We start from the raw sequence: 22,721 nt of genomic DNA on the forward strand, positions 1-22,721 counted from the left end.
TTTTTACATGTTTGATTTAAGAGCAAGATATCTTCACTTAGTAGGCGAGCTTACTATGCTTAACCACCACTACTACACAATGGATAAGCCAATTGCATCCGATGCAGAGTACGACAGACTTTATGATGAATTAGTAAAGATAGAAGAACTTCATCCAGAATGGACAGTAGCTCATTCTCCTTCTAATAGAGTTGGTGGGGAAGTTCTTGATAAGTTTGAGAAGAAAGAACATACAATGCCACTTTACTCATTAGAGAAATCTCAAACTTATGATGGAGTTCGAAAGTTTGTGGAAGATGTTAAGCGTGAGTTTCCGAACGCTACATTTACTATAGAACAAAAGATGGATGGATTAGCTAACGTTTTACGTTATAGCGGTGGTTCTTTTAGTGAAGGTAGAACAAGAGGTACTGGTAAAATAGGAGAAATTGTTTCTGAACAAATTAAAACAATCCGTTCTATTCCATTGAATATTCGATTCCAGGGAGTAATTGAGCCACGCGGAGAAGTGTTTATGCCTATTTCAGGATTCGAAGCTTATAATGCTTCCTTACCAGAAGGGGAAGCACCATTAAAGAATCCAAGGAATGGAGCTGCTGGTGCTTTAAGAAACTTAGATCCACGAATTGCAGCTTCAAGACCATTAGATGCATTTTGGTATGACATTGCTTATAGCGAAGGGATCACGTTTGAAACTCAAGCAGAAATGATGACATTCCTTCAAGAACAAGGATTTAAAATCAATCCGTACTTCTATGTAACAGACTCTATTGATGTAATTATTGAGAAGCTAGAAGAAATGAAAGAAGTTCGCCCTACACTAAACTGGGATATCGATGGAATGGTTATTAAGGTTAACGAGTTACATATTCGTGAGGAACTAGGTTATACGTCAAAATTCCCTAAATGGGCTATTGCATACAAGTTTGAAGCGGTTGAAGAAACAACTACTTTAAACTCTGTTACATGGGAAGTAGGTCGCACTGGTAAACTTACACCACTTGCTCATCTTGAGCCTGTTGATATTGGTGGAACTACTGTAACAAAGGCTACTTTAAATAACTATGATGACATCTTACGTAAAGGCGTTAAGGTTGGAGCAGAAGTATTTGTTCGTCGTAGTAATGATGTTATTCCTGAAATCATGGGAATCGTTGAAGGTAGTGAAGGTACTGAAATTGTGCCACCTACTCACTGTCCAGAATGTGAAACTGTATTAGTTCAAGACGGTGCTCATCTACGTTGTATGAATATTGATAGCTGTAGTGCTCAATCGGTTGGTAAATTCACTCACTTTGCTTCTCGTGAAGCGATGAATATCGACTCTTTCAGTGAGAAAACTGCAGAACAATTATTTGAAGCAGGTTTAATTCGCAATAGCTTCGTTGATCTATACCGATTAGACAGAAACGAGTTATTGAAATTAGATAGATTTGGAGAAAGAAAAGCAGACCGACTATTGGCTGCTATTGAAGAATCTAAATCAAGAACACTTGAAGCGTTCATCTATGCATTAGGTATGAGACATTCAGGAAAAGGAACTGCAGAGCGACTTCTACGTTATTACAACAATATTGACGATATTGCTAATGCATCTGTAGAAGACTTAATGAGAATTGAAGATATTGGTTCGGCTGTAGCACAAAGTATTTTTGACTACTTCCATAACGAGCGTAATCTTCAAATGATTGAGGAGTTAAAAGCCCTTGGTTTAACACTTACACATGTAGCTGCAGTGTCTTCTGGTAATCAATTAGAAGGTAATACATTTGTTATTACAGGTAAGGTATCGCGTCCTCGTAAAGAAATTGAAGCGTTTATTAAAGAACATGGTGGTAAAGCGTCGGGTTCAATTTCTAAGAATACGAATTATCTTGTTGCAGGTGAAGCTGCAGGAAGTAAATTAGCAAAAGCACAAAGTTTAGGTGTAACTGTTATCACTGAAGAGCAGTTATATAAAATGGTTAACGAAGGTTAATTTAGTAGGGGCTAACGCCCCTACTTTTTTTGTTGTCCATAAAATACTAATTGACAAAACACTTTTAAAAGATTGTATTAACTAAAGCGTTTTGGGATTAAGTTTAATAGTTGTAAATTTTAATCTGACAAATTAAAATCTCTTAGCAAATGAGCAAGAGAAACACACTTTTAGAGAGAGAAATGTGCATCTGGACCCAGACGGCCAGTAACAGCTGGTGCTGCACCCATCTCTGGGGCACCTGAAGCTAACCAGGAGGAGGCTGCGCGACATCTCAGGTCCAGGAACTGGAGTTAGATCCAGAGAACTGCACCATTCTTCGTCAAATAAACGAACATGCTTTCGAAGAACTATTAAACAAGAAGATAAAAAAAGAAAGGGTATTGATATGTACTATACACACAACACAAAGAATCAAAATGATTCAAAGTATCAGCGTTTTAGTACTACCAAATTAAAATCCGAAGAAATAACAATTGAGCAGTACCGTGAGTTCGAAGCAATAAATAAACAAATACTCGGACTAACAAAGAAAATAAAAGACTGGTTAACCAATAATCAGTCGGCTATTAAGTATTCGATTTTTAATCTACCTAAAATGACTGGTGGATTTAGAACAATTAAAGCACCAGAAGAAAAACTCAAATCTTTTATGAGAGAAATTAAATTTGATTTAGAAAGCATTGGTATAGTACCACATGATTCAGCTTATGCATACATCCCAAACCGTGACTGTTTAAAAGCAATACAATGTCACCAACGGAATAAATCAAATTGGTTTCTCAAAATGGATTTAGAGAAATTCTTTAACAATTGTTCTGAACAAGTTATTACTATCCAATTAAAAAAGCTGTATCCATTCAGCTTAATGACTGAAACAGATTATAAGAGTTTTATTAGTAGTTTATGTGGTTTAGCTTGTCATGAAAATGAATTACCGCAAGGAACTCCGCTTTCTCCGATACTTACTAATTGGTTGATGATTAGTATAGATACTCAAATCAACAACGCATTGGCAAAAAGAAGTGGGGAATCCTTTATTTACACTAGGTATGCTGATGACTGTGCGCCACGAAAGTGTGCGTGAGTAGCTAGGCTACTCAAAGCAACTATGCTGTACAAATGATGACGGTGGGCCCGTCGAAGTCGCCATACAGGTGGAGATTTCAAACCACCTTAAGGTGCTGTAGTCAAAAGCTATGGTATTGAGCGTTAAGGAAAAGGCAATCAAGAATTGTCAGGTGAGTGTTATGGAGATGAACGAACATGTGAACCACTTACGGAAATGTCGAAAGCGTAGAGATTCCATCAAAACTAGGGGGTAGTCGTTAACCTAGGATAAGCTTAGAGGAAACCTGTTTACTGTCTAAGTGGTGGGCGGCATAAAGGTGGCATGAACATAACACAGGCATTTGTGCGGAACGTGGGAACCTACGGACTGATGTTAAGGGAGTATTTCAAGTGGAAGAACCACAAGAAAAGAGTACCGATGCAGTCATAGGGGCAGATTGGATTGTAGTAGTGAAGAAGCCTCTGTAATGGAAGTGGAGCGAAGAATCCAGGTTATTCAGTTTCAAGGATAAGTCAACTTTGAAAGGAGGAGGAGCTTATGCAAGAAACAAAACCGTTTGGTATTTCAAAGAATGTTGTAATGATGGCATTCGAGCGAGTAAAAGCCAATAAAGGGACATATGGAATGGATGAACAGTCCATCGAAATGTATGAAATGGACTTGAAGAATAATTTGTACAAATTATGGAATCGTATGTCCTCAGGTAGTTATTTTCCAAAACCAGTGAAAGCAGTAGCTATTCCTAAAAAGAATGGAGGAACCAGAACACTAGGTATTCCAACAGTTGAAGACCGAGTGGCACAAATGGTAGCGAAACTCTATTTTGAACCAAATGTGGAGAGATTGTTCTATGAAGATTCTTATGGATACCGACCAAATAAGTCAGCGATTCAAGCAATTGAAGCGACACGGAAAAGGTGTTGGCGGAAGGATTGGGTGTTAGAGTTCGATATTAAAGGATTATTTGATAACATTCGACATGACTATCTAATTGAAATGGTAAAGCGTCATACCAACCAGGAATGGGTTACGCTCTATGTACAAAGATGGTTAATAACACCTTTCCAAATGGAAGATGGAACCTTAATAGAAAGAACGGCCGGCACACCGCAAGGTGGAGTCATCAGTCCAGTTCTTGCGAACTTGTTTCTCCACTACACATTTGATGATTTTATGGTAAAAGAATTTTCAAGTATTCCGTGGGCAAGATACGCAGATGATGGAATAGCACATTGCACTTCATTGAAACAAGCAAAATATCTTCAACGAAGACTGGAAGAAAGATTTAAATTGTTTGGATTAGAGCTAAACTTAGAGAAAACGAAAATTGCCTATTGTAAAGATGATGATAGACAACTGAGCTATCCGAATACCTCTTTTGATTTTCTTGGGTATACGTTTCGACCAAGGCACGCAAAGAACAAACATGGAAAATTCTTCACAAACTTCTCACCAGCTATTGCCGATAAAGCTAAGAAAGCAATTAGAAAAGAAGTGAGAAGTTGGCGACTACAGCTGAAAGCAGATAAAACATTACAGGATATTTCCAATATGTTTAATAAGAAAATCCAGGGATGGATCAACTATTATGGGCATTTCTATAAATCAGAAATGTATAGTGTATTGCGGTATATCAATAGTAGCCTAATAAAATGGGTTCGCCGGAAATATAAGAAGCGAAAACATCGAAGGAAAGCAGAATATTGGTTAGGCACTATTGCACAACGCGAGCGTAAATTATTTGCACATTGGAAATATGGAATACTACCGGCAACGAATAATGGGAGCCGTATGAGCTGAGAGGTTCACGTACGGTTCTGAGAGAGACTTAGGGGGAAGTTCCCTAGGTCTACTCACTTGCTAATTAGTAGCAAACAACCATTTAGGCATAAAGAAATAGTTGAATTAGTTAAAGGAATATTAACCCAAGAAGGAACTCCATTCACTATTAAGGATTCAAAAACGAGATATGGTTCAAAATCGGGAAAGAATTGGAACCTTGGCATTATGTACAACAAAGATCATAACCTTACAGTTGGTCATAAGCGTAAGCGAAGAATTAAAACGATGTTATTCCAATTCTATCGAGGACAACGAGATAGAGGATATGCTTTAGAACTTAATGGAGAATTAGCATATCTTAAGAACATCGAACCGGACTATCATGACTACTTAATAGGTTTTATGAATAGCAAATACAGATTCAACTTCAAAAAAGCTATTAACATAGCAATCAAACAAAATTGATTCCCAGGGGTGCTAACGCCCCTCCTTTTTTTGAATTTAATTAAAGGAGAGATTTAGCTATGACAGAAAAAATTACAATCGCAGTAACTGCACATCGTCCAAATAAATTATATGGGTACGATTATTTTTCACCAGGTAACCTTGCTATCGCTACTAAACTACGAGAACATCTTCTTTCCCATTTAGATCAAGGGAAACAGGTACACGCAATAAGCGGTATGGCATTAGGAGGAGACACGATTTATGCGTTAGTCGTCCTTAAATTAAAAAGACAAGGATATAACATAACCTTAGAATCGGCTATTCCATGTACCGCACATTCTAGTCAATGGCCAAAACCATCGCAAGATCAATGGAAAAGCATTGTGGAACAAGCCGATGTTGTTACATATGTTAGCAAACTACTGTACAAGCCTTATCTTATGCAAAAGCGTAATGAGTATATGGTGAATCAATGCGATGAGCTGATAGCTATATGGAATGGAGAACCAAAAGGCGGTACTGGTAACTGCGTAGATTATGCCATAAAGAAGGAGAAGAAAATGGTACAAATTAATCCGAAAGAACTAATCATCCAACATAAAGGTGATATCTTGCGTTCAGATTGTGACGTAGTAATGCATCAAGCCAACGCGAGATCTACGATGGGGAGCGGTATTGCTAAGCAAATCCGAGCAGAATTTCCGGTTGTATATGAGGTCGATCGTTCATCACCTCTAAGACCTGAACAAAAGCTGGGAACTTTTACTTTCGCTAATGTCCAAAACAATGGGAAAAGTATTGAGATAGTTAATTTGTATGGTCAATTAAACTATGGAGCGGATCGAAAACTTTATACGGTTTATGAAGCACTTGAATCTGCTTTATTTAGTTATTTGGCTAATCGATTAGATAGAGAAGGTAACCTATCTCATTTAAAAATAGGCGTACCAAAATATATTGGATGTGCAAGAGCTGGTGGAGACTGGAATGTAGTTAAAGGTATACTAGAAAAGGCTACAAAACATTTCAATGTATCAATTCACACGTATGAATTTGCTGCATAAAACAGAGGTGACGCTAGATGATTTGCATATATCGTTTAAGAAACAAAATAAATGAAAAGAATTACATAGGTCAAACAACAAACTTTAAAAGAAGAATGATTCGCCATAAAGCCGATTCAAAACATCCTGAGCCAATTTACAAAATTCATCGAGCAATTAAGAAATATGGAATAGATAATTTTGAAATAACTGTTCTTGAGGAATGTACGGAGGAAATGCTGGATGAAAGAGAAATCTATTGGGTTTCTCATTTTGATTCTTTCAATAACGGCTACAATATGACAGGTGGTGGTAATGGTTTTGGGATTGGAGAAGGATCTCCTTCCTCTCGAATCTCAACTCTAACTGCCAAAAGAATAATTAAAATTAAGTTGGAGACCGTAGCACCGTATAGAGAAGTCGCTAATTATCTAAACTGTACATTAGGCACATTTAATAACGTTGGTAATAATTCATGGCAATATTTAAACAATCAAATTGATGATTTTTCCGATGAGGTTGTTGAATATTTTCGTAACAAGTATCCAATAGATTCTCTAAACATATTAGTATTTGACAATCGTACTCTTGAGTTACTAGGAGAATATGAATCTACAAACGATATAATTTCCGCCGGTATTGTGGAGGTCAGAGGAAAGTATGATCAAACTAGTATATCTAGAGCTATCGCTACTAAATTATCGTTTCAGAATAAAATATTTATCCATAAAAAAGATTATTCGGAAGAATATCTCAAAGAGATTACTTCTAATAATCGCCAAAGACAAATTGATTGGATAGATGTTTACGCTGAAGATGGTCAGTATATTAAGCGTTTTTCTTCCCGTAAAGAGATTCGAGACGAGTTAGGATTAACCGCTTCTCAAATTAGTAATGGATTATATTTACCTAATCAAGTTGTAACAAAGGGGTTTATTTTAATAACCAATGTTCAACATGACGAAGGTGAAACTATTGAAGCAAAACTTGAAAAACTTGCCTCATTTAGTCACACTAGTCCGGAATTTGCGGTAATTAAAAATGGTGCTGTTTTGGAGACGCTTAGAAATCAGCAAGAATGTGCTAAAAAGTACAATCTTCACCAGTCTCGTATTTCACTTATATTGAGAAATGGTAAAGGAACTACTGGTGGATATACGTTCAAATACGTAGACAACGAGGAGGAATAGTTAATGGACAGCATTGGAGATCGCATGAAGAGATACGAGAATGCATATCGCATTAAGTTACCTGAAAGAATGCCCGTGATTGTAAGGATTGATGGAGCACACTTTCATACATATACAAAAGGTTGCGCTAAGCCTTTTGACCAGGATCTAGCAGAAGCATTTTGGGAAACATGCAAATACTTAGCTCAAAACATTATGGGCGCGAAATTAGTTTACCATCAGTCGGATGAGATTAGTATTCTTATTACGAACTATGACAAGCTTACAACTCAATCTTGGTTTGAAAATAACCTTCAAAAGATAGCTTCTGTTTCGGCTTCTATGGCAACTGCAAAGTTTAATGAAGTTATGAGAGAGAAATATCCGGACAAACCACTTGCTACATTTGATGGTCGCGCACAGGTATTGCCACAAGATGAGGTTGCAAACTATTTCATTTGGAGACAACAAGATGCTTCAAAGAATAGCATCTCAATGGTTGCTCAAGCTAACTTTCCACATAAGCAATTGCAAGGCCTTAATGGTAAGGATATGCAGGATAAGTTAATGACTGAGAAAAATATCAACTGGAATGACTTACCTGTATGGCAAAAACGTGGTATATGCATCATTAAAGAGTTCTACGAAAAGAATGGTGCTTTAAGAAGTCGATGGTCAGTAGATCATGAAACTCCTATTATTTCTAAAGACCGCGAATATGTTGAACAATTCGTTTACTTAAATAGAGGTGCTGCAGCATGAAGAAATTAATCGCAACTGTATTAACTGTAGGATTAGCAGCAACCATTTTAACAGGATGTAACAATGATCCGTATATGCAGAAGCAGGATGACCAAATTATAAGTATCGATTATAAGATGCTAGTAAAAGACAAGCTTTATTACATTCCGCATGAAAGAGGAAAGGCTGATCTTCCTCCGAGATATGAAAAACTTCTAACAGATAATCCTAGCTTAGAAGTTATCAGTGTTTCTACAAATACGAATGAAGATAGTCAAAATAGTATCAACGGTTACTACATCTTTACAAAGAAAATCAAAGAAAATCAAGAGCAATAGAGTGGGTGAAGGCCTGCTCTTATTTTATTTATAGAAGGGAGAATTCAATTGGATATCTATATTAATCCTCCAAAACGAATCGAGACAACAGTAGATCAATTTAAATCATTTACGTATTTTGAACTATCCTCATTTTTTATTAACCATGGAGCTTGTGTACAAGACAATGGCGATTCGTTTAGAATCTGGACTTCAAGATACGAATTAGTACATGCGTGTATGAAGAACCACAGATTTAGAGGAATAGACTGGTACGAAAAAAGTAATGTAGAACTTTATTTTTGTGACATTACAGAGGATAACTTAAAAGGACTAATTAGAAAGAGTTATGAGGATTTGTTTTTGAGATAAAAATCAATAATTACAGAAGGGGGAGAATGATAGAATGAATGACTTACAAAACATAGGTTGGCGGCGATTACTGTTAAGCAAACAAGAAAAATTCCTAGTGGATTTAAAAACACTTGGTAAAGAAAAAGATAATGTTCAAAAGGGAATTATTATTTTTGAAAACTTAACAAAACCTCATTATGTTTTTCACTTGTTAAAAAGATATTTTCGTCCTTATATTTATAAAACATATTGGGCGATTGCACCTAAACGATTACGTGTTTGCAGAAGAGGAACTGCTATTTACGAATTCTTACCTTGGATTAACAACTCGCACCTTTATAAAGACAACACAGGTCGTATTGGTCGTGCATATGGTGGAGATCCTACATACGTATACTCTTGGAAAAAAGCTCATGAAAGTATGATGAAATATAAAAAAGAAGAAGATCAGAAGCGTCTTCAATTTCAATTAGATATGTCTCTTAGAAGAATAAATGGAGGTAAATAATATGAGCGAAGCTATGTTTACAGTAGAAGAAGTAAAAACAAAATGCCAGGAGAATAGTTGGTTAAAGATTGGTGGTTGTGACTTTGAAGATGATTTCATGATGGAACTCGACTATGATTATGGTCTTTATACTTGTCAAAGCCTTGAAGAATTAGAGCAGAAGATGAAGCAAGGGAATTGGTCTATTCGTTCTGCTTTTGCATATGACCGATTATTATTTGTGAATCAAGTGAATGGCGGAGATGAATGGTGGACATGCTATAAACATGAGGACGGTAGTATCGAAAGTTTCGAATCTATTACCTTCAGAAGCTTTATTAATCGGGGCGAGTTTAAACAATTATTGGAAAGATTGCTACAGGGCCCCGATGCCTACTGGGGAAGAAACGAAGAAAAAGAGGGAGCTTAGTCCCTCTCAGTTACGTTATCTAGCCAACTTTCTATTGTCTGCTTGATGTGTTTTGAATGTCCTTTAAAACCATCTAAGATGTAGCTAATTAGCTGAGCTAATGTAATTTCGTTTGTTTCATAAGGATTTTCTTTTCTTATGTAGGTAAGAACTTTCTTAAGTTGGTCTTTTCTATTGTCATCTAAGGTTTCTTCAACAAATCTAGTTACGTATTCGTTTACGATATCCGTATTCCTAACAGCAGCATCGAGTAAAATAGCTGTAGCTGTCGAAACAGTTGTATCTAATGCATATGCTAAATCAGCTAAATGATCATACGTTTCTTGTCTAAAACGCATTGTAATTCTTGTTGTTGATTTCGAATGTTTTCTAACTCGTTCAGACATTAATTCTCTATTACCCATATGTAGAGTATCTTTAAATTTGTAACTTCTTCTGAACTTTTTGGACAAGTAATCAATTACTTTTTTAGAATATAAACCGTGAGTACAAAATATTTCACCGACATCTTTCATTGGTGTATTAGTAATGTATGAGATTCGAGCAACGCAATCATACAAACTGAGTTCAACAGTTGGCTTAACGTCCTTACGTTTGTCACTCCTAATCTTCCTCTCTTTTACTTTACTCATCCTATTTCACTCCTAAAATCGTATTTTAAGTTTGGGACACATTCTTTTTGTGCTAGATATAAAAATCATATGTTGGGGGATGGGGGAGTAGTACAACATGTATAAAATTTCTGCAGTTGGGCAGACTGAGGAATTAAGGAGGCGGTAACGATGGGCGTAAAAGTTAAAATATCTTCAGCTGAAGCAAAGAAAATTGCAAAAGGTTGCCTAAGCCAAAGTACGAAATATGGATTACCACGTAAAAAGAAATAGTCATATTAAATATAGAAAAATAATTAAGTGGGGGTTTTTAGATGTATAGAATGTGGCGGGAATATGCTTCAAAACCTACTGATTTACCGACTGACGATTTATTAGAAGCGGTAAAAATGTCTATAAATTGTGAAGCCGATTTTTATATATACGGAAGAATGATAGCTAGCTGGATGGGTCTTAGTATGGAAGAGAATATTCGTCGATTAGATAAAGAAGGAATCGAAACATATGTTGTAGACGGAGATTATCGTTTCAGGTACAAAGATCCTGAAAAAAATATTAAACGTATCTTCTTTGAATTTATAAATATAGGTGAAGGAAAAGGCGAAGTCCATTTGAACAGTTATCGTTCAAGAAAGGATCAGCCTTTTTATTCGTCTATTGAGGAAATTTATGAACTGCTAAAAGAAGATTGTCCTCACGTTCATACATTGAATGTTGTAGATTTTTCAGGGGATAAGTATGAAGGTTCATATCAGTATAATTTACAAAATCATGTTAAAAATAAATTGTCTGAAAATTGTTGATAAATATATAAAATACCCTACTCGATTTTACTAAATATGGTATTCTTACTATAAATAAATAAAAGGGGTTGAGGGTGGCGTATGCAAGATTACAAAGTTAGTAATGAAAAAGTAACAAAGCTTCTTAATGAGTGGTATCAAGAGATGAGGGCTCAACAAATTTTAAAAGCCACTCAGTTAAAAAAAGAGATAGATACCCAAATTAATGCTTTAGCTGAGCAAGATCAAAACCTATTGTTGTATTACTCTTTATTAGATTTTAGATATAAGTTACTAACTGATGACTTTGGAATTGGGAAAGACAGTTTTGACAGAATCGAAGAATTAAATACTCCAAGTGATCAAATGTTGAATTACTATTATCATTTCTTTAAAGCAATACATTCTACTGTCCTTACAAATTTTTCTGAAGCAAAAGAACATTATACAAAAGCTGAAGAGATGCTGAATCATATTCCGGACATATTAGAACGCGCAGAATTTTACTACAGATTCTCAACTTTTAATTATCAGACGTATCAACCTTTAGTAGCGATTAAATATGCTGATAAAGCTAAAGAAATCTTTGCTAAGCATAAAGGATATGATATAAATGTTGCGTCCTGTGAGAATGTGTATGGTCTAGCTTGTGTAGATTTAAAACAATACGAACTAGCTGAAGAAAGTTTTAACTCATCTATTAATATTTTAAATAAAATGGACGAGAAAAAATTAATCCTGCGAGTAAGAAGTAATTTAGGATGGCTATATGCAAGTCAAAATTTATCTACTTTAGCAATTAGACATCTTTCTGAGGTTACTCATAATATCCCTAATCATTTCAAAGCTTTATTCTCAGAAGCAGAAGAGAACTATAAGTTAGGGAATAATGAACAAGCTAAAGAGTTGATTACCAGAGGATTAGATATTAGCCATAAAATTAATAATGTAGAATATCTACATAGATTTAGAATCCTGCAGAAGTTAAATGAAAATGTACCAGCTACTGATCTAGAGGTAGTTGTTAAAGAAGGACTTTCTTACTTTGAGAAAGAAAACTTATTAGAGTGTATGCAAGAATATACCGAAAAGCTAGCTTCAAAATATTATGAAGAAAATAATACGGTTAAAGCAAGTGAATATTATTACCGAAGTGTTAATGTTAAAAAACAATACTTTGAAAAAGGAGCATTAAAATAATGAAAAAATTAAAAGCATTGGTATTAGGTATCGCATTAACCGGTACATTCGCATTTGGATTAAGTCTTGTTCATACTGAAAATAGTAATTTATCCGAAGAAAAATCTTATGAGTATGTTCAGTACATGAACAGGGGAGACACTTGGTAATTCTGTTTGGTTTTCAGTGGAATTTAGTGAATTCTAGGGGAATCCCATTTAAAACACTTCAAGAGTAATTTCTTTAACATATATAGGTCTACGAGTAAATGAATTATCAAGCGATCCGTAAACTGGGTCGCTTTTTTGTTTGTATTCACTTTTAGAAACAATATTTATTAATTCCAGAAATTACCCTTGAATTTATATAGATAACTGCTTATTTTACAACAAAGATCAAATCAAGCATCAAAGAGTGATTAGAGTATAGAAGAACATATATATGTGATTTATCTTCAACTAGATTTATATTGTTCTTCTCAAAATATTGGTTGGGGCTAACGCCCCTTCTCATTTTAAATAAAGGGTGATTTAAAATGGTTTCGCTTAGTGAATTAAAAATTACTCCTCCCAGACCTTATGTAAATACAGGACCAAGGTATTTTGAGATGGAGTATATGGCTGAGCCGTATCAACCGATTGAAACAACATGTGTGAATCATAGTTTGCGTTCGCCTTACATGAGAGAACCAGACAGCATAATGGAGTATATGGTTATGGAAAGAGAAAATGAACGCAGCAGAGATACTATGAATAGACTCACGGAATTGCACCATGATTTTGTTCGTAGTCACAGAATGCGACCAAATGCCATATTTCTTAATCGTGACGACCATCATTATGTAAGAAGATATAGCGATATCCAATACAACGGTATTGAAGAAACCTTTCAGGGGCTTAAAGTAGTGCCAACTATAGCTAATAGGTCTTATGTAGGTATCGTAAATTTTGAACATTAAGAAGGCTCTTAGAGTCTTCTTTTTTCTAAGTATAAAATTGAATAATTAGATTTCAAATGTTTAATATGATGTGAATTCTAATTAGGAGGAATAATCATGAAGGAAGAAGAGATTATGGAGTCATTAAAAATACAAATGGAGACTCACATAAAACAACTCCGGGATCAGGGTGTTCGACCTCAAAATATTGAAATCGAATTGCTTCACTTTGCAAAAAAAATAATTTACAAAGAAAAACATTAGGTTGTTAATGGGAGGAGTCTATGAAATTCACAGGCATTATTCAATATGTGGATAGTAAAGGGCGTATAGGTATCCCTAGAGAATTAGCTAACATATTGGAAATTCAAGCAGTGCCTGTAGATTTTACTGTAGAAAATGGACTGCTTGTTTTGCAACGGCATAGAGAGGCTTGTATCATAACTGGGAAAGTATCAAGACGTAATATTTCATTGGCAAATGGAAAAATAAAAGTACATCCCAAGGAAGTAAATCAATTAATAGAAGAGCTAAAAGAATATCTAGAAAAAATAGATTGATACCAGTAGACAGAAATAATTATTTATTGGAGGGTTGTTTATGAAACCGACTTTACATGGAATAAATCAGTTAAGCAATGTTATTGTAACTAGGATTCCGTCGGATAAAATTAATGTAAATGCTCTTATTGAAACATTTGAAAGTAATCAGGATAAAGCTACTCCTACGGAATGGCTGCAACAATACGATGAAATTGCTTCTATATATAAGATTTTATTCACAGAAGGTGAACTTCCACAAGAAATGATAGATAAGACATCTCATGAAGTATTAGAGATGGCTTGTGAACACATTTCTCATGACCTTGAAGAACTCATTGAAGAACCAACGACTAGCAATGGTCGTGATTATTATTATGAATTTGGTAGAAGTTTAGGAGTGGAGGAGCAAGCTTCGAAATTAAAAGAGCATTTAGCTGAGGATTGTGATTTTATATGATTAATCATCTTGAAGCAGGATATTACAGAGATACACTTCGTTATTATTCCTATGTTAAAACTCAAACACATATAAATAAATTTGTTGAATACCCAAGAGACATTGTAGAGCCCACTTATATTAGTTTGGGTGAACAGATGTCTTTTTGTAATTATATACCCGAAGTATTAGAAGGTCTAACGAGTTCAACGTGTTTAGATTATCCTAATGAAGATTTCGGCCGTTGTATCGGAAACATTCAATCAAATGTTCAAGATCATTGTCCAATTGAGGTAGCTGGTATTTTTCATTTTGGTTTATTGTTAGATCATCTTCATTTATTTACAGAAGCTGAGGAAACTGAACTAAAGGCTCGAATAGATGATATGTTTCATAATTTAGGTGACGTATGTATGAGTTTTAAAGAGTTTTACGAAACGTATTTTGCAAGTCAGTTTTTCGGAGGATATTCAGCTAGATATACACAATTTGAAAAATATATGGAATATACCTATATAATTTGGTGCGATTTTGAATTCCATACCACTGAAGAATTCGGACCTAGATTTATGGGTGCTTATTCAAAATTTGCTGAAGAATATTATGAATTCTATAAAGAATTAGTAGATGAAATACAAAGGAGAAAGCAGGTGGACGCATGTTAAAGTTTCCTGTATTAGAAGCTAAACGAAACCTGTTCGTTCAAACTCTAATTAAAGCATATGACATTACAGATGATGGATTAATTCAGTTCTTAAAACAATGTACTTCAGAGGAATGCGATTTATACATACATGAGTTACAAGAGGCATTACCTTACATATTCGATTTTGATTTTGATTGGATTGATGTACCTCATGAAGTTTCTGAAGACCATGCAGAAGGATGGAATTATTTTATAGTTGGGGCTATAAGCGTTCCTTCATTATTACCTTACGCTGATCAACCGACCTTTATTGAATTCACAAGGAATATTGAAGTACTTACAAATACAAGTTGTGGAAACTTAATTGAGTTTGTTTACTTACCAGATTCTAAAATTGCATCTAGTGATGACCCTGTTCATTCTACTTTCGCAAACCAACCTGGTACTTTCATGATAGGCATGCAAGACAATGGAGGTCTTGATATAAACGATACAATTGAATTTTTAACAGAACTTAGAGATGTTAACGATTCTATTAATTCATTAGTTGAAGGGAGAGAATTATAAAATGATTAAAATTACAATTGGAAATGAGAAATTACCACTTGTCGAATACGAAAAGAATGGGGCACAACGCTCATTCCATATAGACCACAATACACTATTTGAATTTGTACAGAAGAACTGCTACGAAACAAAGACAAATACTAAAAAGTTGGATATACCTGTTTTTGAAACACCTGCATTACCACCTGGCACTGTTAAATACATGGCTTTACCAGACGGAAAGATTGTTTTATTCATGGAGAAGAAAGAATTCAAACACAACTTAACATATCATTCAACAAAATATAAACAAATTCCATTCCCGAACTTATTGTTTGTTTTCGTATTTAGACCGAATGGAGATAAATATATTCTTGAGAATAAGAGATGCTATGCATTCCGAGATAAAGTATTTCGTGACACAACTAAGCTATATCGTTTTCCTTTTTCACATGTACAGAAAGATGGAGAAATGTGTTTCTTCTTTTTAACAGAAATGCAGGATTTAGCTCAGATGTCATCCTTTATTCATAACTGGCTTTCTGCAGCGTTTACAGATCATTACTATAACTTAGAGAATAAAAATAAATGGGGTTGGCCTTTGCGACAAATCTTTAGTGAGACGCAGGGACAACCTCATTTTAATTATGACAAATTAATTGAAGAGGATTATACATCAGTGGACTTAGTTCAAAGATTCGTTAATGTGTATTTCCCAGTAAAATAGACCGCCAATATTAATTCATTAGGAAGAGGGTATTTATATGACAGAGAAAAAAGACTTATTCGGTAGTATTGATTTATCACAAAACGACTTCTTAGATCCAGCAGAATCAAAAAAGTTTGATGGGCTATTTCAAACAACAGCAGGCACAAATTTATTTGATAATCCTAGTAGTAACAATCCATTTGATAATGTAATACAGACTGAACCACCTGTAGTAGTTCAAGTGAAAGAAGAAGAGAAACCACCTGTAGTTCAGGTTAATAAGGAAGAAAAGAAACCAGCAGCAGGTAAGGCAAAGGGAAAAGATAAGAAGACTACTAAAGTAGATACAACTTGGAATATCGCCTATGCTGCACAGCAATATAATCCACCAGAAAACGATATGACTTTAGAACAAGTTCGTGAATGGCTGGAACTAGATTACCCTGAACTGTCTAAAGAACGTTGTCATATGGATGTTGATGCAGACAAAAAACTAATTGTGCCTATCGTAAAAGGCGCAAAGAATGGGTGATTGAATGAGAGCGCTAGAATTTTATCCAAGTAGAACAATGCATTTTGATATTGTACAAGTTGGTTGTGGAGGAAATGGGGGATATATAACGCAGCGATTAGCCAAGTTAATATCCTCTTTAACTAAAAATTCAAGTCATACAACATTTGATTATACATTGGTTGATTTAGATAGGGTTGAAGAAAAGAACTTGCAAAGACAACCATTCTTACCTAGAGATTTAGATAAGAATAAAGCGAAGGTCTTGGCAGAGAGATATGGAATGTCGTATCAGTTTCCTATCTATCATCGTGAAGAATATGTAGAGTCAGTCGAAGAATTATCGAATTGTTTCCGTTCTAATCAGGAGACATACGTTCTTGATTCTTCTCGTGTTTTGTTCCGTGTATTAATTGGCGCAGTTGATAACCATGCTTCGAGAAAAATTATGCACGAATACTTTCTGAAAGACCCTAACATCATCTACATAGATTGTGGAGTTGACGGTGTATTATTTGAAGGAACAGATGAAGAAAAAATTCGTTCAGGGTACGCAGGTCATTGCGTAGTTGGATTACATCATAACGATACGATGCTTACACCGGTTGCTGGAGTTTATCCGGATATATTAGAAGACAGTGAGAGTCTTTTACCTTCACAAAGTTGTGGCCAGAATATTGTTTCTCAACCACAAAGAATGCAATCAAATGAAATGGCTGCATTGATTACAATGGGATACCTAAATCAAATCTTTGCAGAAAGAAGACTATATCATCACTATACAAACTTTAACGCTCTTACTCATTCATCAAGAGCTACATTATTACCAGTTAGACCTAAAACGGAAAGAGATGCTAAAAATGTGTAAAAGGTGACGTCAGTTGTTTGTAAGTTTAGAAATAATCACAAAGTAGATTATTGTTCTGATGTATTACCTGTAAAAGAAAAGTAAGAAAACATCCTTAAGAGGGAGGGGCTAACGCCCTCTCCTTTTTTAAAATTAGTTAAACGAAAGAGTCCTTTTGCCGAAGGGCCTTTTCTTTTGCCTAATTTATTGCCGAAAAAACTATTGCCCTGTTATTGCATTTTTAGAAACAACTGCTTACGTTCATCTAAGTCAATCAGATCGTGAGAGGAGTAAGTAGATTATGAAAACAGTAAATTCAATTCAAAAACAAATCGATTCATATGAAAAGGAGAGAATATTAATGAACGTACAACAATTTGATCACTTATTAAAGCGAGTAAACATCGAAGAGGACAATGCTGTTAAGCAACGCATGTTAACAGTTATTGAACAATACTTAAGTGCATTATCATCTAACACTGTAGTAGTGCCAGATGTAGAAAAAACAGTAGCACCAGTTGAAACAGTTACAGAGGATGTTGTTCTTCCTGTAACAGAGGAAACAGTATTAGGGTCAAGCGAAGAAGTAGAAATGAATCAAAATAACGCAGCTATTCTGTACAATCAACAAATGGAACAAAGATCCAAAGAAGAAGATGCTAAATTAGCAGAAGAACTTCTTCAAGCTAAAGAACAAGAAGAGGCAGATGCAAAATATGAAGCAGCTGTTATGAATACTAAAGAAGTTCAAACTGTTGAAGATATGGAAGACGAAGCTAAAGCAAGATTAGAAGAAGCTGAGCAAGTAGAACTACCAATCGACACACCAATTGAAGAACCAATAGTAAAAGTAGAACCAGTAACGGAAGAAGTAGTAGAAACACCAGTAGATTCAATTGAGTATGTAGAAGAGTTTGGTCTTATTTCTACAGCTAAAGAAGAAGAGCACATGAGTCAAATCATTGAGCGTGGTGGTGTTATTTTCCGTGAGAAGCGTTCATTCATGTTAATGCTTTGCTTAGATGATGAAGTAGTTGCTATTGCTAAGACAATTAAGTTAGAGCAATTCCCAGAGCATGTACAGAAACATCTTAAGAGCGATGGATTCATTACTTGTGATGTAGTTTCATTTGGAGAAGTAACTAAGCGTTCTCGTGCTCGTTACACAAATGTTACATATAAAAACCTTCAATTATTAGAGAAGGATCATTGGGTTGTAAAGAACGTTACAAACCTTTTAGAAAAAGGAGAAGTTCCAGAACACGTTAAAGAAGAAGCTAAAGAAGTTGTAGCTGAAGAAAAACCTGTTCAAGTAGTAGCTCCAGAAACACAAGAAGAAGTGGAAGAAAAACCATTTATCGTAGCTAGCTTTATGCTTCACCCAAGCTTTGTAGGAACGTTTGCAAATCAAAAAGAAGCTGTTATGGCTCAAAAATATGGAATTAGTTCTGCAGATGGAATCGCTAGATTATTTACGCAGAATGCTAACGGTACAGTTGTAGTTGGTGTTGATGAGAAAACAGCTCTTAAACCAAACAACTATATGGCTACCATCCTTGATTACACAATGAAAGAGCAAGATGGAAAAACATTTGCTCAATTTAAATTAGATGCTAGTGTTATTGAACCGACTGTGCAGCCGGCGCCAGTTGCTCAAACACCTGCAGTAGAAACACAAACTGAACAAGCACCAGTAGAAGTAGTAGCTAAAGGAGAAGTCCCATCTGATTTCCCTTTAACTAATGAAATTGCATTACCATTACATCCGATGGCAGAATCTATGTTTAGCTTAGAAGCTGCTAAAGCAATGGTTGGACAAGTTGTTCACTTAGGATTATTCACTCGTCCAGAAGAACAGCTGAAACGTGTTTCATTAATGTACGATGTATTTGAAATGGCAACAGCATCTAATACATTAACAAAAGAAACAATTCGCAATTCTAAATGGTTAGCTCGTATTACAGATGTTAGCTTAATAAAAGATGAGGTAAAACAACGCACATCACTATTCTTAGTCTTTGATCGATTAGAAGAAGTAACAGTATTCCCTTATGAAAAAGAAGGGGAAGCTCGTGAAGTAACAAGTTTCTTACCAATCAATGAAGAAGTATATACTGAAAGACAACAAGAGTTAGCCAATGCACATGCAGTTGTTAAGACAGAAGCTACTCCTGTAGAAACTCAAACAACTCCAGTAGTTGAAAATGCACCAGTAGTAAACGCTCCAAAAGAAACGGTATCTGCGGAAGCGTTAATGAATAAAGAATACAATCCTGTAGAAGCGAAACAATTAATCAATCCTACTGCAGGTACTAACTATACACAAGGATATCAAGAACTAGTTCAATCTCAAGCGAAAGATATGAGTGGAGCGGTTCAAGAAATTCGTAATCAAACGCAAGTATTACCAACTTCTCGTCAAGAGTTGACAGAAGCGGCAAATGGATTAGTTACAGGTGTTATTAATCAAACACTGAAAGAAACAGGAATCCATACACAAACTGAGCAAAAACAAACTGTTCAAGTAATGGGCAATTTACAAGACGGTGCAGGCAATTTAACTCAGACTGAAACAGTTATTCGATTTGCGACGGGCTACTCACCGCAATCTTGGGCACAATCCGTCGGCAAACGAATTGACCTAAAGAGTGAGTTACAATTAGGAAACGGCCCTGTAACAAATAAACTAGTAACAATGGTAGGTAAAAACGGAGCAGTTGTAGCACAAGGGCAAGTGCCTATGACTGAAGCTCTATTGTTGGACGGCAACCAACATTCAGCAACTCTATTAGGCATTGAAGGAGCAACACAAGAGCAACATGGATATGTTATCTCTCTTCGTTTAGGAGAGTTCAATAAAATAGCTTAAGTTTAACCTTGAGCCAAATTTAGGAAGTGGTTAATTTAGTCGTGCATTCCAATCTATACGGAGGTGTACGACTATGGCCATTTCAGTTAAACAAAATCTTGTGGCTACAAGCAAATACCCAATCAAGTGTCCTTATTCTATGAAAGCAGAGTACATTACAGTGCATAACACTTATAATGATGCGCCTGCTAAGAACGAGGTAAATTACATGATCGGAAATACTAACGAGGTTTCATTCCACTTCGCAGTAGATGATATCGAAGTTATTCAAGGTATTCCGGTTGATCGTAATGCTTGGCATTGTGGTGATGGTGGTGGTAACGGAAACCGAAAATCTATCGGTGTTGAAATCTGTTACTCATTATCTGGTGGTCCAAGATATGAAAAAGCTGAAGCTTTATCTATTAAATTCGTTGCTCAATTACTAAGAGAGCGCGGATGGGGAATTGATCGTGTTCGTACTCATAAGAGTTGGACAGAGATTGGTGTTAAAAACGGTAATTCTAGAGCAGTTAAGAATTGTCCGCACCGTATCCTAGATGCAGGACGTTGGAATAGTTTCTTAGCAGCAGTACAAGCTGAACTTAATGGTTCAACTGTAGCGCCGCCAGTAACTCCACCACCTTCTACAGATGGTATTGGTGTTGTTGAGATTCTTGTTGCTGAATTAAACGTTCGTGAATCTGCTAGCTTTGATTCAAGAGTTGTTAAAACTGTGAAGAAAGGCGAAACATACCAGACTTGGGGATTATCTAACGGTCTGTACAATGTTGGAGGAAACCAATGGGTATCAGCAGGTCCTGCTTATGTTAAGTTTACACCTGCAGGAAGTTCTTCTAATGGAACACCTGAAGACTTAGCAGGAAAACGTAATCCAATCGGAAAAATCACAACTACTGCAAACTTAAACGTCCGCACTAAACCTTCGACAGACGGAGATATTATTCGAACTATCTCTAGTGGAGACACATGGAACATCTACGATATTAGTGGTGGATGGGCGAGAGTGCATGATGGTTGGGTTTCTCTAACTTATGCTAATCTAACAAGATACTAATTCCCGAAAAGGTAGGCACATTTTTGTGTCTGCTTTTTTATTTTTAAAAATTTAAAATAGGTATTGACTTTCTTTGACTATAGGGTTGTATTAGTAATCTAGTAACTACATCAAACATTATTTAAATATAAAAAGTTAATGTTGACAAATTAAAAAGAAGTGCTTATGTTATGAAAACAAAATTACAGTATAAGTACTTATGTTGTTAAATATTATTATTCTGGCGTAGCACAGTGGTAGTGCGCTCGGCTGTTAACCGAAAGGTCGTAGGTTCGAATCCTACCGTCAGAGCCAAATTATGCGGACGTGGTGGAATTGGCAGACACGCTAGACTTAGGATCTAGTGCTTCGGCGTGAGAGTTCGAGTCTCTCCGTCCGTATCTAATGTGGAGGGTTACTCTAATTGGTAAGAGATCAGTCTTGAAAACTGACGTAGGGTAAAACCGATGGGGGTTCGAGTCCCTCACCCTCCGCCATTATTATGTGTAGCTCAGGTAGAAACGAATCTTTCTCGAAAGCTTATTGGGCCCTATGTATTCTGAAACATAGATGAGTGATAAGTTATTACGGTTAGATTGGTGAGGAGATTGACTATGGTAAACCACTGTATCAGAGCAGGAGGTCATAGTCCAGAAGGGTGGTTCGATTCCAACCATGCACGCCATATTATTATGCAGATGTGGCGAAGTGGCTTAACGCGATTGGCTGCAACCCAATTATCTCGCAGGTTCAAATCCTGTCTTCTGCTTTACATGCGCTTTTGGTCTAATGGCTATGATTTCTGACTTCCAATCAGACGGTACGAGTTCGATTCTCGTAAGGCGCTTATAATGGACATGTAGCTCAGTGGTAGAGCAGATCTTAGTCGACAAAGTGCAGGGGTTCAATTCCTCTCATGTCCACCTTTATATTATAGCTGGCGGGAGGTTGGCAATCTCACTTGGGCTCATAACCCTTGAAAATCTGGTTCGATTCCAGAGCGTTAGCAACCGTAATTAGAATCCGGCATCCATGATTCATATCATTTCACTCACTCCTTTATTTTATGTTACTGAATGCCCGTTCGGTACTGTTTCTGATATGGGTGTCGGATTGTAATTATATCGTGGCGTATTCGACAAGAGGCCTAAGTCATCGGACTTTCTATCCGATATTCGCCGGTTCGAATCCGGCATACGCTACCACTTTTATCATGCTAGGATTTGGGAGGGTCCAAGCCGAATCTTGGT

Annotated in this window: 24 protein-coding genes and 7 tRNA genes; 30 read left to right on the forward strand and 1 reads right to left on the reverse strand. The window is 35.9% G+C overall.

All coding sequences use genetic code 11. The features are described from left to right. Window positions 1-7 precede the first annotated feature (7 nt). The 9 genes from ligA to ASE54_RS28380 all read left to right on the forward strand — a co-directional run bounded on the left by ligA (window position 8) and on the right by ASE54_RS28380 (window position 9,820). Window positions 8-1,978 carry an NAD-dependent DNA ligase LigA gene (gene ligA / locus ASE54_RS28330; RefSeq protein ID WP_000459967.1) on the forward strand — a complete coding sequence of 657 codons (1,971 nt, stop codon included), beginning with the start codon at window positions 8-10 and terminating at the stop codon, window positions 1,976-1,978. A 388-nt stretch (window positions 1,979-2,366) separates the two neighbouring features. Further along, window positions 2,367-3,065: a reverse transcriptase domain-containing protein gene (locus tag ASE54_RS28335; protein ID WP_014895377.1), complete on the forward strand. Its 699-nt coding sequence runs from the start codon at window positions 2,367-2,369 to the stop codon at window positions 3,063-3,065. Between the two features lie 522 nt (window positions 3,066-3,587). Further along, window positions 3,588-4,850 (forward strand): group II intron reverse transcriptase/maturase, encoded by a 1,263-nt coding sequence (gene ltrA, locus ASE54_RS28340; protein ID WP_001158424.1) that lies wholly within the window; start codon window positions 3,588-3,590, stop codon window positions 4,848-4,850. A 506-nt stretch (window positions 4,851-5,356) separates the two neighbouring features. Further along, a complete protein-coding gene (locus tag ASE54_RS28350; RefSeq protein WP_000136658.1) occupies window positions 5,357-6,343 on the forward strand; it encodes an SLOG family protein in 987 nt (328 codons plus the stop codon). A 17-nt stretch (window positions 6,344-6,360) separates the two neighbouring features. Further along, the gene (locus ASE54_RS28355; RefSeq protein WP_000562884.1) at window positions 6,361-7,512 is read left to right on the forward strand and encodes a GIY-YIG nuclease family protein; all 1,152 of its coding nucleotides are present in this window, start codon (window positions 6,361-6,363) and stop codon (window positions 7,510-7,512) included. 3 nt (window positions 7,513-7,515) lie between these two features. Beyond that, a complete protein-coding gene (locus ASE54_RS28360) occupies window positions 7,516-8,253 on the forward strand; it encodes a tRNA(His) guanylyltransferase Thg1 family protein (RefSeq protein WP_000377210.1) in 738 nt (245 codons plus the stop codon). Further along, a complete protein-coding gene (locus tag ASE54_RS28365; protein WP_000733200.1) occupies window positions 8,250-8,570 on the forward strand; it encodes a hypothetical protein in 321 nt (106 codons plus the stop codon). Before ASE54_RS28360 ends, ASE54_RS28365 begins: the two co-directional genes overlap by 4 nt. A gap of 385 nt (window positions 8,571-8,955) precedes the next feature. Then, window positions 8,956-9,411, forward strand: coding sequence for a hypothetical protein (locus tag ASE54_RS28375; RefSeq protein WP_000999050.1), 456 nt, complete (start codon window positions 8,956-8,958; stop codon window positions 9,409-9,411). Window position 9,412: 1 nt separating this feature from the next. Then, entirely contained in the window at window positions 9,413-9,820 is a 408-nt protein-coding gene (locus tag ASE54_RS28380; protein ID WP_001287479.1) for a hypothetical protein, read from the forward strand. On the opposite strand, the gene ASE54_RS28385 is transcribed toward ASE54_RS28380, so the two are convergent. Further along, window positions 9,817-10,452, reverse strand: coding sequence for a hypothetical protein (locus ASE54_RS28385; RefSeq protein ID WP_000048806.1), 636 nt, complete (start codon window positions 10,450-10,452; stop codon window positions 9,817-9,819). The two genes, ASE54_RS28380 and ASE54_RS28385, sit on opposite strands and share 4 nt — an antisense overlap. Before the next feature lie 293 nt (window positions 10,453-10,745). Here ASE54_RS28385 and ASE54_RS28390 point away from each other — a divergent pair, with 293 nt between their 5' ends. The 21 genes from ASE54_RS28390 to ASE54_RS28480 all read left to right on the forward strand — a co-directional run bounded on the left by ASE54_RS28390 (window position 10,746) and on the right by ASE54_RS28480 (window position 22,676). After that, window positions 10,746-11,234, forward strand: coding sequence for a hypothetical protein (locus ASE54_RS28390; RefSeq protein ID WP_000286104.1), 489 nt, complete (start codon window positions 10,746-10,748; stop codon window positions 11,232-11,234). An 81-nt stretch (window positions 11,235-11,315) separates the two neighbouring features. Beyond that, window positions 11,316-12,413, forward strand: coding sequence for a hypothetical protein (locus tag ASE54_RS28395; RefSeq protein WP_001154442.1), 1,098 nt, complete (start codon window positions 11,316-11,318; stop codon window positions 12,411-12,413). Then, window positions 12,413-12,562, forward strand: a complete 150-nt coding sequence (locus tag ASE54_RS35375) for a Phr family secreted Rap phosphatase inhibitor (RefSeq protein ID WP_003310292.1) — start codon at window positions 12,413-12,415, stop codon at window positions 12,560-12,562. Before ASE54_RS28395 ends, ASE54_RS35375 begins: the two co-directional genes overlap by 1 nt. 365 nt (window positions 12,563-12,927) lie before the next feature. Next, complete coding sequence (locus ASE54_RS28400) at window positions 12,928-13,350, forward strand: hypothetical protein (RefSeq protein WP_000254100.1); 423 nt, start codon at window positions 12,928-12,930, stop codon at window positions 13,348-13,350. A 96-nt stretch (window positions 13,351-13,446) separates the two neighbouring features. After that, window positions 13,447-13,593, forward strand: coding sequence for a hypothetical protein (locus ASE54_RS36005; protein ID WP_003310293.1), 147 nt, complete (start codon window positions 13,447-13,449; stop codon window positions 13,591-13,593). Between the two features lie 20 nt (window positions 13,594-13,613). After that, entirely contained in the window at window positions 13,614-13,889 is a 276-nt protein-coding gene (locus tag ASE54_RS28405; RefSeq protein ID WP_000673121.1) for a hypothetical protein, read from the forward strand. A gap of 40 nt (window positions 13,890-13,929) precedes the next feature. Then, window positions 13,930-14,328, forward strand: coding sequence for a hypothetical protein (locus ASE54_RS28410; protein ID WP_000805225.1), 399 nt, complete (start codon window positions 13,930-13,932; stop codon window positions 14,326-14,328). Next, window positions 14,325-14,972 (forward strand): hypothetical protein, encoded by a 648-nt coding sequence (locus tag ASE54_RS28415; protein WP_000607069.1) that lies wholly within the window; start codon window positions 14,325-14,327, stop codon window positions 14,970-14,972. The genes ASE54_RS28410 and ASE54_RS28415 overlap by 4 nt, the downstream gene beginning before the upstream one ends. Beyond that, window positions 14,966-15,520 (forward strand): hypothetical protein, encoded by a 555-nt coding sequence (locus tag ASE54_RS28420; protein ID WP_000911420.1) that lies wholly within the window; start codon window positions 14,966-14,968, stop codon window positions 15,518-15,520. The genes ASE54_RS28415 and ASE54_RS28420 overlap by 7 nt, the downstream gene beginning before the upstream one ends. Window position 15,521: 1 nt before the next feature. Next, window positions 15,522-16,226 (forward strand): hypothetical protein, encoded by a 705-nt coding sequence (locus ASE54_RS28425; RefSeq protein WP_000591044.1) that lies wholly within the window; start codon window positions 15,522-15,524, stop codon window positions 16,224-16,226. Window positions 16,227-16,263: 37 nt separating this feature from the next. Further along, the gene (locus ASE54_RS28430; protein ID WP_000136662.1) at window positions 16,264-16,740 is read left to right on the forward strand and encodes a hypothetical protein; all 477 of its coding nucleotides are present in this window, start codon (window positions 16,264-16,266) and stop codon (window positions 16,738-16,740) included. 4 nt (window positions 16,741-16,744) lie between these two features. Further along, entirely contained in the window at window positions 16,745-17,587 is an 843-nt protein-coding gene (locus ASE54_RS28435; RefSeq protein WP_001201945.1) for a ThiF family adenylyltransferase, read from the forward strand. Between the two features lie 280 nt (window positions 17,588-17,867). Beyond that, on the forward strand, window positions 17,868-20,435 hold the full coding sequence (locus tag ASE54_RS28440; protein WP_000859797.1) for a hypothetical protein: 2,568 nt from the start codon (window positions 17,868-17,870) through the stop codon (window positions 20,433-20,435). 73 nt (window positions 20,436-20,508) lie between these two features. Further along, the gene (locus ASE54_RS28445; RefSeq protein WP_001018525.1) at window positions 20,509-21,492 is read left to right on the forward strand and encodes an N-acetylmuramoyl-L-alanine amidase; all 984 of its coding nucleotides are present in this window, start codon (window positions 20,509-20,511) and stop codon (window positions 21,490-21,492) included. 219 nt (window positions 21,493-21,711) lie between these two features. After that, a tRNA-Asn gene (locus ASE54_RS28450) sits at window positions 21,712-21,786 on the forward strand. 6 nt (window positions 21,787-21,792) lie between these two features. Beyond that, window positions 21,793-21,872 (forward strand) — tRNA-Leu (locus ASE54_RS28455). Between the two features lie 8 nt (window positions 21,873-21,880). After that, window positions 21,881-21,968: transfer RNA gene (locus tag ASE54_RS28460), tRNA-Ser, on the forward strand. Window positions 21,969-22,165: 197 nt separating this feature from the next. Next, window positions 22,166-22,240 (forward strand) — tRNA-Cys (locus tag ASE54_RS28465). A gap of 6 nt (window positions 22,241-22,246) precedes the next feature. After that, window positions 22,247-22,318 (forward strand) — tRNA-Gly (locus ASE54_RS28470). Window positions 22,319-22,324: 6 nt separating this feature from the next. Then, a tRNA-OTHER gene (locus ASE54_RS28475) sits at window positions 22,325-22,394 on the forward strand. Between the two features lie 205 nt (window positions 22,395-22,599). Next, window positions 22,600-22,676: transfer RNA gene (locus tag ASE54_RS28480), tRNA-Glu, on the forward strand. The last annotated feature ends 45 nt before the right edge of the window (window positions 22,677-22,721 follow it).

The organism is Bacillus sp. Root131 (assembly GCF_001429475.1).
Classification (GTDB): Bacteria; Bacillota; Bacilli; order Bacillales; family Bacillaceae_G; genus Bacillus_A; species Bacillus_A thuringiensis_S.